This is a genomic window from Photobacterium sp. GB-56 (assembly GCF_003026105.1).
Taxonomy (GTDB): Bacteria; Pseudomonadota; Gammaproteobacteria; order Enterobacterales; family Vibrionaceae; genus Photobacterium.
The window spans coordinates 17,686-35,216 of sequence record NZ_PYNW01000023.1 but is presented as its reverse complement, the minus strand read 5'-3'; the positions used below and the strand labels follow the sequence as shown (position 1 = coordinate 35,216).

At 42.2% G+C, this 17,531-nt stretch carries 12 protein-coding genes; 6 read left to right on the top strand and 6 right to left on the bottom strand.

Annotated features, from left to right (window positions below):
• A partial coding sequence (locus tag C9J42_RS19815) for a hypothetical protein (RefSeq protein WP_146144308.1) occupies window positions 1–398 on the bottom strand: 398 nt, incomplete at its 3' end.
• Window positions 399–1,030: 632 nt separating this feature from the next.
• Between C9J42_RS19815 and C9J42_RS19810 the strand changes: the two genes are divergently transcribed.
• From C9J42_RS19810 to C9J42_RS19795, 4 genes are all read left to right on the top strand, one after another.
• Window positions 1,031–2,749 carry an ABC transporter ATP-binding protein gene (locus C9J42_RS19810; protein ID WP_107208556.1) on the top strand — a complete coding sequence of 573 codons (1,719 nt, stop codon included), beginning with the start codon at window positions 1,031–1,033 and terminating at the stop codon, window positions 2,747–2,749.
• Window positions 2,750–2,805: 56 nt separating this feature from the next.
• The gene (locus tag C9J42_RS19805) at window positions 2,806–4,365 is read left to right on the top strand and encodes an ABC transporter substrate-binding protein (protein ID WP_107208557.1); all 1,560 of its coding nucleotides are present in this window, start codon (window positions 2,806–2,808) and stop codon (window positions 4,363–4,365) included.
• Between the two features lie 75 nt (window positions 4,366–4,440).
• Window positions 4,441–5,418, top strand: a complete 978-nt coding sequence (locus C9J42_RS19800) for an ABC transporter permease (RefSeq protein ID WP_005372184.1) — start codon at window positions 4,441–4,443, stop codon at window positions 5,416–5,418.
• Window positions 5,419–5,421: 3 nt separating this feature from the next.
• The gene (locus tag C9J42_RS19795) at window positions 5,422–6,360 is read left to right on the top strand and encodes an ABC transporter permease (protein ID WP_006647518.1); all 939 of its coding nucleotides are present in this window, start codon (window positions 5,422–5,424) and stop codon (window positions 6,358–6,360) included.
• A 60-nt stretch (window positions 6,361–6,420) separates the two neighbouring features.
• On the opposite strand, the gene C9J42_RS19790 is transcribed toward C9J42_RS19795, so the two are convergent.
• Both C9J42_RS19790 and C9J42_RS19785 read right to left on the bottom strand, forming a co-directional pair.
• Window positions 6,421–8,046: a chromosome partitioning protein ParA gene (locus tag C9J42_RS19790; RefSeq protein ID WP_107288077.1), complete on the bottom strand. Its 1,626-nt coding sequence runs from the start codon at window positions 8,044–8,046 to the stop codon at window positions 6,421–6,423.
• A 278-nt stretch (window positions 8,047–8,324) separates the two neighbouring features.
• Window positions 8,325–9,692 carry a YjiH family protein gene (locus C9J42_RS19785; protein ID WP_107208559.1) on the bottom strand — a complete coding sequence of 456 codons (1,368 nt, stop codon included), beginning with the start codon at window positions 9,690–9,692 and terminating at the stop codon, window positions 8,325–8,327.
• A 459-nt stretch (window positions 9,693–10,151) separates the two neighbouring features.
• Here C9J42_RS19785 and C9J42_RS19780 point away from each other — a divergent pair, with 459 nt between their 5' ends.
• Entirely contained in the window at window positions 10,152–10,739 is a 588-nt protein-coding gene (locus C9J42_RS19780; protein ID WP_107208560.1) for a hypothetical protein, read from the top strand.
• A 564-nt stretch (window positions 10,740–11,303) separates the two neighbouring features.
• Here C9J42_RS19780 and gorA read toward each other — a convergent pair.
• On the bottom strand, window positions 11,304–12,659 hold the full coding sequence (gene gorA / locus C9J42_RS19775; protein ID WP_107208561.1) for a glutathione-disulfide reductase: 1,356 nt from the start codon (window positions 12,657–12,659) through the stop codon (window positions 11,304–11,306).
• A gap of 206 nt (window positions 12,660–12,865) precedes the next feature.
• Entirely contained in the window at window positions 12,866–13,705 is an 840-nt protein-coding gene (locus tag C9J42_RS19770; protein WP_107247861.1) for a 23S rRNA (adenine(2030)-N(6))-methyltransferase RlmJ, read from the bottom strand.
• A gap of 216 nt (window positions 13,706–13,921) precedes the next feature.
• On the opposite strand from C9J42_RS19770, the gene prlC reads away from it, so the two are divergent.
• The gene (gene prlC / locus C9J42_RS19765; RefSeq protein WP_107288076.1) at window positions 13,922–15,964 is read left to right on the top strand and encodes an oligopeptidase A; all 2,043 of its coding nucleotides are present in this window, start codon (window positions 13,922–13,924) and stop codon (window positions 15,962–15,964) included.
• 63 nt (window positions 15,965–16,027) lie between these two features.
• Here the strand turns inward: prlC and gppA are convergent, their stop codons facing one another.
• Window positions 16,028–17,518, bottom strand: coding sequence for a guanosine-5'-triphosphate,3'-diphosphate diphosphatase (gppA, locus tag C9J42_RS19760; RefSeq protein WP_107208576.1), 1,491 nt, complete (start codon window positions 17,516–17,518; stop codon window positions 16,028–16,030).
• Window positions 17,519–17,531 lie beyond the last annotated feature (13 nt).

Genomic DNA, 17,531 nt, shown 5'->3' with positions numbered 1-17,531 from the left:
ATTAAGAAAACCGTATCGAAAGATGCGGTTTTTTTTCGTCTATAGAAAAGCTTAAGTCGCTCAGTGTTATTGATTAGAGCGCCAAGGGTCGGGGGTTCCCTGATATTAGAACCTTGCTCTTCACCGACCATCATTAAGAAAACCGTATCGAAAGATGCGGTTTTTTTTCGTCTATAGAAAAGCTTAAGTCGTTCAGTGTTATTGATTTGAGCGCCAAGGGTCGGGGGTTTCCTGATATTAGAACCTTGCTCTTCACCGACCATCATTAAGAAAACCGTATCGAAAGATGCGGTTTTTTTTCGTCTATAGAAAAGCTTAAGTCGCTCAGTGTTATTGATTAGAGCGCCAAGGGTCGGGGGTTCCCTGATATTAGAACCTTGCTCTTCACCGACCATCATTAAGAAAACCGTATCGAAAGATGCGGTTTTTTTTCGCCTATAGAAAAGTAAAAGTCGCTCAGTGTTGTTGATTGGGGCCAGAGAGGTGGAGGATTCCCTGATGTTAGAGCTTCGCTTTTTATCGTTCCTAATGAAGGAGCTGTATCGTAATCGTAGGTTTTCTTCGTCGCCAATCTGATTTTATGTGGTGATAGATTTTAATAAATTTGTAATTATCCACTTATATATCTAGTAAATTAAAATTTTTGGTTGTTACTGTTGTGTATTTTTATGAAAGCAGTTGATGTTGTGATTATGTAAATCGTGGTAGTTGTTGTTAGTGATAAATTATTCATAACTTGTCTTTTGTTTTTTTAGGAAATAGTGATTATTTTGATGATTTTGCATGATATCGCTGTTTTTGTGGGTGTTTTGCATTGAAAATATATTTAGGTGGATATAGTTTTGCCGATAAGTAAAAGTGAATAATTATTCGATAATTCACATTTATTATAGTTTTTTGCTTTGAAATGTTGCTTTTGTGTAAAATATTTGACAGATTGATAGGCCGACATGCCATAGATGAATGTTCTGGTGTGGAAAGGATTCAAGTTTTTATATTGGCAGGATCTGCCAAGCAATTGAGGTCGGTCATGGCTTTATTAGAAGTAAAAAACCTTCGGATAGAATATCCATCCCGCCATGGGGTGCATGCTGCGGTGAAATCATTGTCGTTTTCTATTGAGCGCGGTGAAATTGTCGGCGTAGTGGGTGAATCTGGTGCGGGTAAATCAACCGTCGGCAATGCGGTGATTGATCTATTGAGTCCACCAGGACAAATCGCTAAGGGTGATGTGTATCTTGATGGGACAAAAATTTCAGGGCTGACGCCAGAGCAAATGCGTCAGGTACGTGGCGCTAAGATAGGGTTTATTTTTCAAGACCCAATGACATCGCTAAACCCGCTATTTACGGTTGAACAACAACTCACTGAAACTATAGTAACCAATTTACAAGTCACTCAGCAGGAAGCGTACAAACGTGCATTAACGTTAATGGAGCAGGTGGGTATTCCGCAACCGGAATTGCGCATTAAGCAATACCCTCACCAGTTTTCAGGCGGTATGCGCCAACGTGTCGTGATTGCTATCGCGCTGGCAGGAGAGCCTGATTTAATCATTGCTGATGAGCCTACAACAGCGTTAGATGTTTCGATTCAAGATCAAATTTTGACGTTGATCCGTGCGTTGTGTGTTGAGAAAAACGTCGGCTGTATGTTGGTTACTCACGATATGGGCGTTGTCTCGAATGTGACTGATCGCGTTGCAGTAATGTATCGCGGTGACTTAGTCGAGCTCGGCACCACAGAGCAAGTTTTACACCGTCCAGAACATCCATATACTCAAAGCCTAATTTCAGCTGTTCCACGTTCAGATATTAAATTACAGCGTTTTCCATTGGTGAATTATATCGAAGCGGCAGAAGAAACGCCGCCATTAGATGTTAAAAATCATTGGTTAGGGCAGCGCCAAGAGCAACGTGATTATTCAGGACCATTGTTGAATGTAGAGAACGTGAGTTTGCGCTTTGTGACCAAAGATTCTTTCTTTGAAAGTCGTCGGGAATATGTTCAAGCCAATAATGATGTCAGTTTCCAAGTCTTTGAAGGTGAAACCTTTGGCTTAGTGGGTGAATCTGGCTCTGGTAAATCAACCATTGCTCGTGTAATTGCTGGTTTATACCCGCCGAATGAAGGTCGGGTGACATTTGAAGGAATGGATCTAACGGCGCTGAAAAGTGAAGCTGACCGTCGTCCTTTCCGTCGTCAAATGCAGATGGTCTTCCAAAACCCCTATACCTCGATGAATCCACGGATGCGTATTTTCGATATTATTGCAGAGCCTATCCGTTTTCATAAATTAACCGAGAACGAAGCACAAACCCGTCAAATTGTGCATGATTTATTGGATCATGTTGGATTAGGACGTGCCTCTGGGGTGAAATATCCTCACGAGTTTTCAGGCGGTCAACGTCAACGTATTTCTATTGCTCGTGCTCTCGCAACACGTCCACGATTGTTGATCTGTGATGAGCCAACATCAGCTCTGGATGTGTCTGTTCAAGCACAAATTTTGAATTTACTTAAAGATCTGCAAGACGAATTGAATTTAACCATGCTGTTTATCAGCCATGACTTACCCGTGATCCGTCAAATGTGTGATCGCATTGGGGTGATGCAAAAAGGTACTTTGCTGGAAGTGGCGAAAACTGAACAGCTTTTTACCGATCCTCAACATGAATACAGCCAACATTTAATTTCACTAATGCCAGAATTTAAAGGGATTAGTCAAAATGGATTAAAGCGCGCTTAGTCCACATCAACAAACATTACTCGCGGGAGAGGTCCCGTGCATAAAGGAGTTATGCAATGAAAACCATCAAGAGCAAATTAGCCGTAGCATTGATTGCCGCGGGGTTAAGTTTTAGTGCTACTGCTGCAGAAATCAAACTGGGTTACGCTTCGGATCCTGTTTCATTAGATCCGCATGAGCAGTTATCAGGCGGTACGCTACAGCTATCTCATATGGTGTTCGATCCTCTTGTTCGTTTTACCCAAGATATGGATTTTGAGCCGCGTCTAGCGGAAAGCTGGGAGCGTGTTGATGATCACACGTTCCGTTTCAAATTGCGTCAAGGGGTGAAATTCCATTCGGGTAATCCACTTACGGCGGACGATGTGGTATGGACATTTAATCGCCTGCAAGATTCGGCAGACTTTAAAAAGATCTTTGCCCCGTATTCTGAAATGAAGAAAGTGGATGACTACACGGTTGAGTTGATCTCGAAAGGAACCTATCCACTGGTACTACAAACTGCGACATACATCTTCCCAATGGACAGCAAGTTCTACACAGGGAAAACCGCTGAAGGTAAAGATAAAGCGGAAATTGCGAAACACGGTAACTCATTTGCTTCTACCAATCTTTCAGGTACCGGTCCATTTATCGTTACAGAGCGTGAGCAAGGGGTAAAAGTTGAATTTACCCGTAATGCAAATTACTGGGATAAAGCGTCAAAAGGTAATGTAGATAAGCTAACACTATTGCCTATCAAAGAAGATGCAACACGTCTTGCAGCGTTGCTTTCTGGTGGTGTTGATATGATTGATCACGTTGCACCTAATGATCATAAACGTTTGAAAGAAGCAAAAGATGTTGATCTGGTGACACTACCGGGTACCCGTATTATCACGTTCCAAATGAACCAGAACAGCAATGAAGCGTTGAAAGATGTGCGCGTACGTCAAGCGATTGTACATGCGATTAACAACGAAGGCATTGTGAAGAAAATCATGAAAGGCTTTGCGACTACGGCAGGTCAACAGAGCCCAGTGGGATACCAAGGTTACAATGCTGATTTAGTACCGCGTTATGATGTGAAAAAAGCCAAAGAATTAATGAAAGAAGCGGGCTATGCCGACGGTTTTACATTAACCATGATGGCACCGAATAACCGTTATGTGAACGATGCAAAAGTAGCGCAAGCGGTAGCGGCGATGCTGTCTAAAATTGGCGTGAAAGTCGATCTCAAGACCATGCCAAAAGCGCAATATTGGCCTGAGTTTGATAAGTGTGCGGCAGACATGATGATGATTGGTTGGCATGCCGATACTGAAGATTCAGCGAACATGACAGAGTTCCTAACCATGACGCGTAATGAAGAAACAGGTCAAGGTCAGTACAACTGTGGTTTTTACTCTAACCCTGAAGTCGATAAGTTGATTGAAGCGGCGAACGTAGAAACCGATCAAGCCAAACGTAAAGTCATGCTACAGAAGGTAGAAGCGACGTTGTACAACGAAGCGGCGTTTGTCCCACTGCATTGGCAGAGCCTTGCATGGGGCGCGCGTTCAAATGTACACGCGGCCGATATTGTTAACCCAATGGAACAGCCTTACTTTGGCGATCTTGTGGTCGATGAAAAGTAAGTAATGTTATAGCGAAAGCGACAGTGCCGGAGCTTGCTCCGGCACTTTTTCAGGAAGAAAGAGAAGGGGCAGGGAATGTTTACGTTTCTGGTCAAGCGCCTGTATCAGGCACTGATAGTGATGTTTGTGATCAGTTTGGTGGCCTTTGCCATCCAAGATAACCTTGGCGACCCATTACGAGAGTTGGTGGGGCAATCTGTATCAGAAGCAGAACGACAACAATTACGTGATGATTTAGGACTTAACGATCCGTTTATCACCAAATACAGCCGATTTTTAGCTAATGCGGTACAAGGCGATCTTGGCACGTCTTATACCTTTAAAAAGCCTGCCACAGAGGTGATTTTAGACAAGTTAGTTGCCACCTTAGAGTTAGTTTTTGGTGCCACAATTATTATTGTCTTGGTCTCTATTCCGCTTGGCGTGTACTCCGCGATTCATCCCAATAGTTTCTTAACCAAAGCCATTATGGCGTTCAGTAGTATTGGTATATCAATTCCCGTTTTCTTAACTGCCATTATGTTGATGTACGTCTTTTCTATTGAGCTAGGTTGGTTACCTTCGTTTGGTCGAGGTGAAACCGCCAACTATTTAGGTTGGGAGTCGGGGTTCTTTACCCTTGATGGCTTAAAGCACCTTGTGCTGCCATGTGTTGCCTTAGCGTCGATTATGTTGCCGTTGTTTATTCGTTTAGTGCGCTCTGAAATGTTAGAAGTGTTGAGCTCTGAATACATTAAGTTTGCGAAAGCGAAAGGGCTACCGATGAAAAAGGTCTACTACCAACACGCCTTAAAAAACACCATGCTGCCGGTATTAACGGTTGGCGGGGTGCAGATCGGTACCATGATTGCTTACACCATTTTGACTGAAAGTGTATTCCAATGGCCAGGCACAGGATTACTGTTTTTAGATGCCATTAACCGTGTTGATACCCCACTTATCACAGCTTACGTGATTTTTGTTGGCTTGATCTTTGTTGTAACTAATACCATCGTCGATTTGCTCTATGGATTGGTTAACCCGACTGTAAACCTGACTGGCAAGGGAGAGTAAGTCATGAGTAATACACTAGCTGCACCAAGCCGTTGGGAGCGTTTTAAAAACTCCGATATTTTGTATTATTTTAAGAAAGACAAAGTGGCGATGGTGTGCTTCGCTGTCTTTCTAACGTTTGCCACCACGGCATTGTTTGCACCGTTTATAGCGCCGAGTAATCCGTATGATTTAGCGTCGATAGATATTATGGATTCAGAGTTACCGCCATCATGGATGGAAGATGGTGATGAGAATTTCTTACTTGGTACCGACGATCAAGGCCGTGATATTTTATCGACCATGCTTTATGGTGCGCGTTTATCACTAACGATTGGTTTACTTGCTGTTGCACTGCAAATGACACTGGGGATCGTGATTGGCTTAACTGCGGGTTATTATGGTGGCCGTGTTGATAGTTTCTTGATGCGTATTGCCGACGTGCAGTTGTCATTCTCGACCATGATGGTGGCGATCATCGTTTCTGCGATTTTTCGTACCGCATTAGGTGCTGAAACCTATGCGCAATATGCGGTGATCATGCTGGTGATGATCATTGGTATTGCTGAATGGCCTCAGTATGCACGTACAGTGCGAGCTTCGGTATTAGCCGAGAAAAAGAAAGAGTATGTTGAAGCGGCAAAAGTCATGGGCTTTAGAGCGCCACGTATTATGTTCCGTCATATTCTGCCAAACTGTTTATCACCGATCTTAGTGATCTCAACGGTACAGGTGGCGAACGCCATTATGTCAGAAGCGGCCTTGTCATTCTTAGGCTTAGGTTTACCGGTAGATCAGCCATCATTGGGTTCACTGATCAGTATCGGCTTTAAATATATCTTCTCTGGCGCGTGGTGGATCACTGTCTTCCCCGGTATTTTGCTGGTGGTATTAGTACTGGTAATCAACTTGTTAGGTGATTGGTTACGGGACGTGTTTAACCCGAAGATTTATAAAGGCTAATAGCTTGATGTTTAGATAATAAAAAGGCGACCCATTGGTCGCCTTTTTTATTAGGTGCTGTTACGATTTTTTCATCGTAATAGTAGCAACTTTGGCACCATTATCGCTTAACGTATCACGAACAAGTACGCCTTTATCCCATGCTTTACCTGCTGGGATGTAGCTAAAGCGGTTGATCTTGAAGTTATCGGTTGTCTCACCAGTATCTTTGTCATTCCAACGTACTGTTGTGTTTAGCTGATCTAGTGTTGCTGTAGATACTTTATCGTTGGTACCAAACCACCAGAAGTCCATCTTTGCAAAGTCTTCGTATGTGATCGTTTCGTTTATGCCATCAGTAATATCGCATTTACCTATAAACTCTTGGCCTGTTAGTGTGATTGTATTCTCACCAAACGTTAAGTTAGATGTTGCTACATCATGACAATCAGGACGCGTTTCTTTAGCGGTCCATGTTCCTGTGAAGTCAACAAAGCGATCTGTTTTTGCATCCGCTACAGGATAGAAGAATTCGATGGATTCACTGATTCGTCCTGCGTAATAACCATCTAGGTATTCTTTGCTGCGAATTTGAGTGTAAACCTGAGTTACTGGATCGTATGTACCTGACTGTGCTTCTTTTTGTTTATGGTCGCCATCTTGACGCTCAATGTATTCAAGGTTAGCTTGAGTTAATAAGCGCTCACTACAGTTTTTTGCAGTCATACAAGCGTATGGAGAGCCCATTGTTTCAATTTCAGACCAAGGCATCATTTCATTTTCAGTATAAGCTTCCGCCTTATTAGTCATCTCATAAACAAAGCTTGGTAAAGTGCTTGTTTTTTCGATGGTTGAGTCGTTAGAACCAGCAAGAATAATAAATTGATCATCAGTCAACTTGTAGTTCATTAAGCTTAAGCCACCAACGTACTTACCGTTTTGTTGGTCTTGATGAATAACCGTTTTAAATGTTTCATCGCTGCTATTTTTAACGCGTAGGTTGGCACTACGATGAATAATAATTTGGTTAGAGCCTTTTGCCCATTGTGTTAATACTTCATCAGAACCACGTTGTAATTGTTCTGGGTTTAAAGATGCTTGCATGTGCTTTTGAGCATCAGCAGCAGCTACAAGCGCTTTTGAATCTAGCAGGGTTAATAGTGTTTCAACTGATTTTTCAAAGTAACCATCATCCAAGGTAATTTTCGCTAGTGCAGCTTGAATATCAGTACTTGGGTTATCTTTGATCAGTGAAGGGATGATAATGGTTGAATCATCATTGTGTTCGTTAATGGTTAGTAGTAAACGTGCAAGGTTAATAGAGCGCTCGTAGGTACCAGCTGCTTCAAATGGGGTTGTAACTGCACGACCAGAAACTGAACCAATTAATAGACCGTCTTTGCCACCGATATAGAAACTAATAGTGCCATTTTCTGCACCTAACTCGTAGTTACCTTCTGCATCTGTTTGTGCTGCTTTCGTACCGATAACGTAATCTAAGCCCTGTACCTTAGCATCAATAAATTGACCTGTTGTAACTGGTGTTGGATTGCCTGTATCTGGCTTACCAGTGTCAGGGTTGCCTGTCTCAGGAGATGGATTTTCAACATCTGGTACTGTTGGCGTTGAAGATGAATCGTCGTTACAGCCTGTAAGAGTAAGCGTCGCAAGAAGTGATGCTGCAACAATAGATAGTTTGAATTGCATTATATCGATTCCCTTTAAACAATATGCATGGTTAATAAGCCGTAAATAACATTAAAAACAGTTGGTTAGATTTGGCTTGTTGACATGTTTGCAATTGAGGAAAATAAAATCAATGGCAAAAAAGTGCTTATTCTTATGATGAATATTGGATTTTATAAAATGCGATGGAATTAACGAAATTGCTAGTTGGTGTTAATTCTAATGCCTTAGCTGTATCAATATTTTGATAATAAAAAAGGCGACCAATGGTCGCCTTTTTTATCAGTGAAACTCAAATTTTAGAACAGTAGGTGTGCCATGCCTGCAATTACAGGCAAAGTTACTAGTGTACGTAGGATGAAAATTACAAATAGCTCCCACGCTTTAACAGGTACTTTACTACCGATAAGCAGTGCACCAATTTCAGACATGTAGATAAGTTGTGTCACTGACATTGCTGCGATGATGAAACGGGTCATATCGCTTTCAATGGTCGACGCCAAAATAGATGGCAAGAACATATCTGCAAAACCTACCACAATCGTCTTTGATGCTGCTTCCGCTTCAGGAATGTGCAGCAATTCTAAGAACGGAATAAATGGCATGCCAAGGTAATCAAACAGTGGTGTGTTCTCTGCTATCACCAGTGCAATAGTACCAATAGCCATTACAACAGGCAGTACGCCAAACACCATATCTACGGCATTTTTCACACCATCTAACGCAATTGCTGGAATACTTTTAACTTCAGCTGCTTTCTTTAGTGCTTGGTGTAAACCGTAAGAGAAAACGTTGTGACCTTGTGGCACATTTTCATCATGTTGACTCTCTGTTGTGCCATCAATGTAGATGTTTTTCTTACGTGATAGTGGCGGTAGACGAGGCACAATAATTGCCGCGACAAGACCAGCAAGGCATACCGTTAAGTAGAACGGTGCAAACATGTGCTCTAAGTTAACTTGCGCGATCACGACTAAGCTAAAGGTAATAGATACCGCTGAAAAGGTTGTACCAATAATGGCCGCTTCACGTTGGGTGTACATTCCCGATTCGTATTGCTTACTGGTCAATAATACGCCTACCGAGCCATCACCTAACCAAGATGCAATGCAGTTAACGGATGAACGGCCAGGCAAACCAAAAATCGGACGCATGATACGAGTAAATAAAGTGCCGAAAAATTCCAGTAGACCAAAATTGAGTAGAAGCGGCAGTAGCAAACCGGCAAAAATAAATACTGAGAATAGAACAGGTAGTAAATCGTTTAATACAAGACCGCCTGTCGCGTCGTTACGAAACATTACAGGGCCAATATTAAAGTACGCCATAACAGCAAAGATAGCACCAAGCTGTTGAACCACAAACCACATTGGTGATGGGTTTAGTAAGCCATTTAAAAAACCATTGCGTGTAATAAACCCTGGCTTAAACACTTTAGTGATGATCGACATGATAGCTGTAAAGCTGATCACGCCTGTCACAATCGATGTCAGTGAATGTTCGAACTGCGCTTGAATAGTTTTCGCTAAAACAGCGATAGGGATTGTAATGTCACCATTAAAATTAATCGGTGCCATAAAAAGAAAGACACCAATTAATGATGGGATAATGAACATTAGCCAGGTGTTTAAGGTGTTTTTAGGTGGTGCTACTGCTTGGTTATGCATCTTGATTTACAACCTACTGATAGAAACTGCCGAATAAATAGGAATACCCTCTATAGACCCTGTGAGAATAACTATTCACTGGTTTTCCATATTTAGGGAGGGAGAGATTACATTCTTTTAATAAAGCATGGAATAGTTGACTGGTAAAAAATGGTTAATTATGTAAATGTTTTTTGATTTTATTCTGATTTTTATGTGTTTAGTAAACGTTATGATTTAACAAATTAATAAAAATTAGTGTGTTATGACGATTATACTGTGATGGGTATTTGACTCATTATTCTAGAGGTTCTAGATATTCTTCTCATTTGCGCAATATTATTACTTATATGTAATAGTGTTTTTGCTTTGGTAGGGATTATGTTTTTCTTTGTAATGGTTATAATGATGACATTAAACAATATGTTGTATTTATTGCTTTAGCTTAATTATAACGTTACCAATTTATTGAGGTTTGCTATGACAGAACAACATCATAATCATTTTCACGTTGGTCAAATTATTGAAAATCATCCATTTGCAGCGGGAGATGGTGCTGTTCTGGAAATGTTCCGCAATGATATGACGAATGTTGTTTTTCTTGGTTTAGAGAACATTACTGAAGATGAACAACAACTGCTTGCTGAATCAGGTGCTGAGTTTGGTGTATTAAGCACTGAAAATGGCGGTTGTTTAGTGGTACTAAAACTCGGTGATCTGGCGTTTGATATTCAGTTTAATGCTGCGGTGATCCCTAATGAGTTTTTTGCACAACCTGCTGAAGATACAGCTTCATTAACATTAAACATGATGGCTGTTGATACACAAAGCAATGAAATGAAAGTGATCCGTGAGTTTTCATTGCCAGCAGAAGTTAGCCATAAATTAATTGATGTGGTTAACAAGCAGCGTGAAATCGAAGATGTGATGGCTGTGAATGCAGAAAACATGCATTTACTAAACACTATCAGCACTGAAGAGTTGCTAAAACAAATTACGCTTACGCAAATTCAAAGTGTGATTGCGCCAAGCTGTAGTTGTGGTCATGATCACCACCATCATCACTAATTAATGAATATATTTTAAAAAAACATCGCCTTTGCGCGGTGTTTTTTTTCGTCTTAATTACACTTACGCTGTCGTGATTAAAAAACGTCAGGCCAAAGATTGAGTGGTAGAGGGTATATAGCAAAAGGGCTTTGAACATGACGTTCAAAGCCCTTTCTAAATTCTTTTTTCAGTAAGGTATTTTAATGCTTACTTATTGTTGCCGTTTTTGTATAGAGAAGAAAACGCTGGAGTGTATAGAGCAACAATTTTATTTACGATGCGAGTCATGGAATTACCTATAAAGTTTAAGCTGTTTTTACTGTACAACCTTCGCCCAACCCTAAGATATATAGGCATTCAGTCGTGTTTCGATGCGCGAATTATAGATATTTTTGGAACATTGAAAAATGAAAAAAACTAGTGTTTTAGTATTAGTTTTACTAATGAATTGGCGGTGTGTGTTAATAGGTAAAAATACGCTTTTAAACTAAGCTCTTTCGGTATCGTTGATAAAAGCAATAGCATAAAAAAGGCGATGTATTTCACTACATCGCCTTATCTATATTAGGTTCGTGTTAATGCCTAGCGCATTGTCACAAACTCCTCAGAGCCTGTTGGGTGAATAGCCACAACGCTATCAAAATCAGCTTTTGTTGCGCCCATCTTCATCGCGACACCAAAGCCTTGGATCATTTCGTCAACCGCGAAACCAATACCGTGTAGACCGACTACTTTCTCGTCATCGCCTGCACAGATCAGCTTCATCTTACATGGTTGACGGTGCGCAGTAACTGCGGTGTACATTGCTGTGAAGCCTGACTTGTACACTTTCACGTTTTCTTCGCCGTATTGCGCAATCGCTTCAGCTTCAGTAAGACCGATAGTACCGATTGGTGGGTGGCTAAATACTACTGTAGGGACTAATTTGTAGTCCATCTTCGCATCAGGTTTGTTGTTAAATAGACGCTCAGAAAGCTGACGACCTGCTTTAACTGCTACAGGTGTTAGTTCGATACCGCCTTCCATGATGTCACCGACACAGTAGATACCAGGAACGTTAGTTTGTTGGTATTCATCCACTTTGATGAAACCACGGTTATTGGTTTCAACACCCGCAGCGGCTAGGTTGATGGCATCTGTAGTTGGCTCACGACCGATAGCCCAGATCAGTACGTCAGTATTGTGTGATTCACCGTTTTCAAAGTACAGCGTGATTGAGCCGTCTTTTTCTTTCACTACTTCTTTTGGCACAGATTGCGTATGTAACGCTGGCCCTTCAGCTGCCATAACTTCAACTAGCGTATCTACAATCATTGGATCGAAGCTACGTAGTGGTGATTCTTTACGTACGAATAAGTGCGTATCTGTACCTAGTGCATTTAATACACCAGCGATTTCAACGGCAATGTAACCTGCACCAATGATAGCGGCACGTTTTGGTTGCTCTTTTAGTTCGAAGAAACCGTTAGAGTCGATACCGTAGTGTGCGCCTTGGATTGCAGGAATTGATGGACGGCCACCAACAGCAATAAGAATGTGATCAGCGGTGTAGTGTTCACCGTTTACTTCAACCGTTTTCTGGTCAACGAAATGGGCAAAACCGTTGATCACTTCAACTTTGTTATTGCCTAGTACATTGTCGTAAGAAGTGTGGATACGGCTGATGTAAGCTTCACGGCTTTCGACCAGTTTGCTCCAGTCAAAACCTTTTACATCAACATTGAAGCCGTAATCTTTTGCGTAAAGGTGCATAGCTTCAGCGATTTGAGCACCGTGCCACATCACTTTTTTAGGTACACAACCTACGTTTACACAAGTACCGCCGAGTGCTTTTGCTTCGATAATCGCAACTTTTGCACCATACATTGCAGCACGGTTTGCCGATGCAATACCGCCGCTACCACCGCCGATACAGATGTAATCAAAATGCTTTGCCATGACTTTACTCCATTAATATTCGTTATATTCGTGACGAGCTATTGAGCTAGTGTAATAAAGATTGGGGTGCCTGACGAGGATTTAAAATCGGAAAATACGATTGATTTGCTATTAAATCATCGGAAATTGAGATTGTGGCACGAATTATCTGGTACAGGCAGCATACACTGCCTGTATTTAAAGGGAGGAAATATTGCCAATGGAGCTTATTCAGGCACAACCCATTTAACGGTGTGGTGACCATGATTAGGCGCAATGGCTTGCTGTAACCAAGGTAGAATGTCACGCATTTGGCTTTCTAGCTTCCAAGGCGGGTTAATCACAATCATGCCTGATGCTGTCATACCGCGCTCTTCACTATCAGGCTCTACACCCAGTTCAATTTGTAAGATTTTGGGGATATTTAAATCTTTTAAGCCTTGAAGCATGTTGTCGATAGTTTCACGATAAACCACAGGGTACCAAATCGCATAGGTACCTGTCGCCCAACGTTGATGGCTTTGCTTGATCGCTTTTACTACATCTTGGTATTCATGTTTAAGTTCATAGGGGGGATCGATCAGTACCACACCGCGACGCTCTTTCGGCGGTAGGGTCGCTTTTAAGCGAGCAAAGGCATCTTCTTTATACATTTTTACTTGGCGATCGCCACGGAACTCTTGCAGGAGTAGAGGGAAATCACTTGGGTGAAGTTCGGTGAGTACCATACGGTCTTGATCACGGATTTGTGCGCGTGCCACTTTTGGAGAGCCTGGGTAGTAACGCAGCTCTTCGCCGTGATTAAGATCTTTAATCGTTTCAATGTAGCTTTGGATCGCTTCAGGGATATCATCACGTGACCAAATACGTGCAATACCTTGTTTAAATTCACCGGTTTTTTCGCTGCGCTCATCTTGCAGATCGTAACGACCTACACCTGAGTGGGTATCGTGATAGACGAAAGGTTTATCTTTCTGCTTGAGTGCATCCAAAATTAAGCTTTGAACAATGTGTTTAACCACGTCGGCATGGTTGCCAGCATGGAAGCTGTGACGATAACTCAGCATGAAATCAATCTCTATCGGTATATAAAAGGAGAGGGGTTAAACAGTATTATCGTTAATTCTCACCTATTATCCAACCATGACACCACCTTTAGAGTGAACAATCATGAGTAAATGCGTGAATTTTTGCCTTTTTATACACTAAACCACGCAAACGATTGAAATTTACCTATCGCGGGCGCATGTTAATAATAAGATAAAAAAATAAAGGAAAAGCGTATGTCTAACCCATTATTGACGATGACCGATTTGCCACCGTTTGCTCATATTAAACCTGAGCATATTAAGCCCGCGGTTGAACAAGCGATCGCAGATTGTCGTGAAAATGTAGAATCTGTGTTGATGGAAATGGCAGAGCCAACTTGGGAAACCATCTGTGCGCCTTTAGCTGAAACTGATGATCGCCTAGGTCGTATTTGGTCACCTGTCGGTCATCTTAATGGCGTGAAAAATAGTGCTGAATTACGTGAAGCGTATGAAAGCTGTTTGCCTCTGTTATCTGATTACAGTACCTGGGTTGGACAACACAAAGGATTGTACGAAGCCTATAAAGCGATTAAAGCGAGCGATAAATTTGCGTCGTTGAATAAAGCGCAGCAAAAGTCGATCAAAGACGCCTTAAAAGAATTTGAGCTATCAGGTATTGGCTTACCTGCACAAGAGCAAGCGCGTTACGGTGAGATCAGTAAACGCTTATCTGAGCTATCTTCAACCTTTAGTAATAACGTGTTAGATGCCACCATGGCATGGAACAAGGTCATTACTGATGTTGAGCAATTAAGCGGTTTGCCTGAATCGGTTTTGCTTGCGGCAAAAGCGAACGCAGAAGCGAAAGAGAAAGAAGGGTATTTATTCACTCTAGAAATGCCGTCGTACTTACCGGTAATGACTTACTGTGATAATCGTGAACTCCGTGCTGAAATGTATGAAGCGTTCGGTACCCGTGCCTCAGATCGTGGTCCTAATGCAGGTGAATTTGATAACACTGAAGTCATTGCAGAAAAACTGAAACTGAGCCACGAACTGGCTCGTATGTTAGGGTTTAACAGCTACAGTGAAAAATCACTGGCGACCAAAATGGCGGAATCTACCGAGCAAGTGTTAGGTTTCTTAAATGATCTTGCTGATCGTGCGAAGCCACAAGGTGAGCGTGAGGTGGCTGAGCTACGTGAATATGCTAAGAATGAATATGGTATCGACGATCTACAGCCATGGGATTTTGCTTACTATTCAGAGAAGCTAAAACAACATCGTTACAGCATTTCAGATGAAGAATTACGTCCATATTTCCCTGAAAAGAAAGTCGTTGCAGGTCTCTTTGAAGTATTAAAGCGTGTGTTTGGTTTAGAGATCAAACAACGTGAAGGTGTAGAAGTTTGGCATGAATCAGTAACGTTTTATGACATCTTTGATAATAAAGGTAAACTTCGCGGTAGCTTTTATCTTGATCTTTACGCCCGCGATCATAAACGTGGTGGTGCGTGGATGGACGAATGCATGGTTCGTCGCACCCGTATTGATGGCACGTTACAAACCCCAGTAGCCTACTTAACTTGTAACTTTAACCGTCCGATTGGCGATAAGCCGGCATTGTTTACTCACAATGAAGTCGTAACCTTGTTCCATGAAACGGGCCACGGTATTCATCACATGCTAACGCAAGTTGATGTAGCGTCAGTATCAGGTATTAACGGTGTGCCATGGGATGCGGTAGAGCTACCAAGCCAGTTCCTAGAAAATTGGTGTTGGGAAGAAGAAGCACTGGCGTTTATTTCTGGTCACTATGAAACAGGCGAGCCACTACCAAAAGAAATGCTAGATAAGATGCTCGCAGCGAAGAACTTCCAATCAGCGATGTTTATTTTACGTCAGCTTGAGTTTGGTCTGTTCGATTTCACGCTATACACCGAATATGATCCAGAAGTGGGCGCACAGGTGTTAGATACCTTATTTAAAGTGAAATCACGTGTCTCAGTGGTACCAAGCCCAGAATGGGGACGTTTTCCACACAGCTTTAGTCATATTTTTGCTGGTGGCTATAGTGCAGGTTACTACAGCTATTTGTGGGCAGAATTATTGTCTTCTGATGCGTTTTCACGCTTTGAAGAGGAAGGCATTTTCAATCCGCTAACAGGTCAAGACTTCCTAACTTGTATTCTTGAGCAAGGGGGCAGTGAAGAGCCAATGGCGCTATTCAAACGCTTCCGTGGTCGAGAGCCTGAGCTAGATGCAATGCTGCGTCATAGTGGTATTACGGGTTAATTATGACTATTGCTGTATAAAAAAAGGCTCCTTTAAGGAGCCTTTTTTGATCGAGTAGAATGTTTAGTCTTGCGATGTCACGACCATAGGCCAGCCCATATCTGTTTGACGGGTTGCTTCTTGGTGTAGCTCACTACGCGTTAGCGGGTTGTTGATCAGCCATTTTGCAGGCAACAGTAACGTTAACTTATCGTTATCAACTTGCAGGCTAAATGGCGGTAAACAATGGGTATCACGACGGTGGCACATAATCACGGCAATACGTAATAAACGCAGTAATCGCGCCGCGCTTTGAGCTGAGAGGGCATGTTGCTCAGGTAAGCTGGTGAGAGGGCCAATGTAGCGACGTAAGATTTCGGCCAGTAAATGACGTTGAGCACGGGTAAAACCAGGAAGATCTAGGTGCTTGATTAGATAAGCTGCATGATCTGCACTTTTCTTAAATTCAATGCTTGTCCCTATCTCATGCAGTTTTACCGCCGCTTCCAATAAGTTTTGTGCTTGAGGCTCTAGTTGCCAATTTGGGCATTGGCTTAACATCGACATTGCCATATCGTTGACAATATCGGCATGTTCGGTATCAATTTGAAAGCGTTGCTGAACACTGTTTATGGTACGAGTACATACATCATGATGGCGCATTTGTTCCATCATTTCATACACCATGCCTTCACGTAGCGCGCCACCGGCTAGCGTCATAGATTCAATTTTTAATGACTCAAATAGCGCGATTAAAATTGATAAACCACTAGGGAATACTAATGCGCGTTCTAGTGTTAAACCTTCAATATCAAGATCTTCTAAGCGCTCGTATTGCATAGCTTGACGTTGTAAGCGCTTAAGCTTTTGCAAGGTAATGATTTCATCCATTCCTTGCGCCAGCATAATTTCTTGTAGTGCTTGTACCGTTCCACTGGCACCAACACAAGATTCCCAACCGAGTTCGGTATAGCGTTCAATGATCGGTTCAATGACTTCTTTGGCGCCATTAATCGCCGCCTCGAAGTTGGCTGAAGTGAGGTAGCGATCTTTAAAGTAACGTTCAAGCCAAGTCACACAACCAATTTTTAAGCTGGTTAAAGCGCTGCTATCAAACCCTTTGCCAATAATAACTTCAGTGCTGGCACCGCCGATATCGACCACTAAACGTTTATCACTACCACCAGAGGTGTGCGCCACCCCTTGATAGATAATGCGGGCTTCTTCTTCACCCGGAATAATATTGACCGGATAACCAAGAATAGCCTTCGCCTTGGAAAGAAATTCTTCTGCGTTCACTGCTGTACGTAAGGCGGCAGTACCAACGATACGGATATGGTCGGCTTTGATATCTTGTAAGCGTTCGGCAAAGAGAGCCAAACAATCAAGGCCACGCTGCATCGCTTCTTCGCTGAGTACATTTTGGTTGTTAAGCCCTGCGGCTAAACGCACTTTACGTTTGATTTTCGCGAGTGTCTGAACACTGCCATTTACTTCGCGCACAATCCACATGTGGAAACTATTTGAGCCGAGATCAATGGCGGCATAAAGCGGTGATACTGAATTTCTTTCCATAGACATACATTAC

Excerpts from the sequence above, each read along its gene's own strand:
- C9J42_RS19810 (WP_107208556.1), top strand. The coding sequence starts at position 1,031 with ATGGCTTTATTAGAAGTAAAAAACCTTCGGATAGAATATCCATCCCGC.
- C9J42_RS19805 (WP_107208557.1), top strand. The coding sequence starts at position 2,806 with ATGAAAACCATCAAGAGCAAATTAGCCGTAGCATTGATTGCCGCGGGG.
- C9J42_RS19800 (WP_005372184.1), top strand. The coding sequence starts at position 4,441 with ATGTTTACGTTTCTGGTCAAGCGCCTGTATCAGGCACTGATAGTGATG.
- C9J42_RS19795 (WP_006647518.1), top strand. The coding sequence starts at position 5,422 with ATGAGTAATACACTAGCTGCACCAAGCCGTTGGGAGCGTTTTAAAAAC.
- C9J42_RS19790 (WP_107288077.1), bottom strand. The coding sequence starts at position 8,046 with ATGCAATTCAAACTATCTATTGTTGCAGCATCACTTCTTGCGACGCTT.
- C9J42_RS19785 (WP_107208559.1), bottom strand. The coding sequence starts at position 9,692 with ATGCATAACCAAGCAGTAGCACCACCTAAAAACACCTTAAACACCTGG.
- C9J42_RS19780 (WP_107208560.1), top strand. The coding sequence starts at position 10,152 with ATGACAGAACAACATCATAATCATTTTCACGTTGGTCAAATTATTGAA.
- gorA (WP_107208561.1), bottom strand. The coding sequence starts at position 12,659 with ATGGCAAAGCATTTTGATTACATCTGTATCGGCGGTGGTAGCGGCGGT.
- C9J42_RS19770 (WP_107247861.1), bottom strand. The coding sequence starts at position 13,705 with ATGCTGAGTTATCGTCACAGCTTCCATGCTGGCAACCATGCCGACGTG.
- prlC (WP_107288076.1), top strand. The coding sequence starts at position 13,922 with ATGTCTAACCCATTATTGACGATGACCGATTTGCCACCGTTTGCTCAT.
- gppA (WP_107208576.1), bottom strand. The coding sequence starts at position 17,518 with ATGGAAAGAAATTCAGTATCACCGCTTTATGCCGCCATTGATCTCGGC.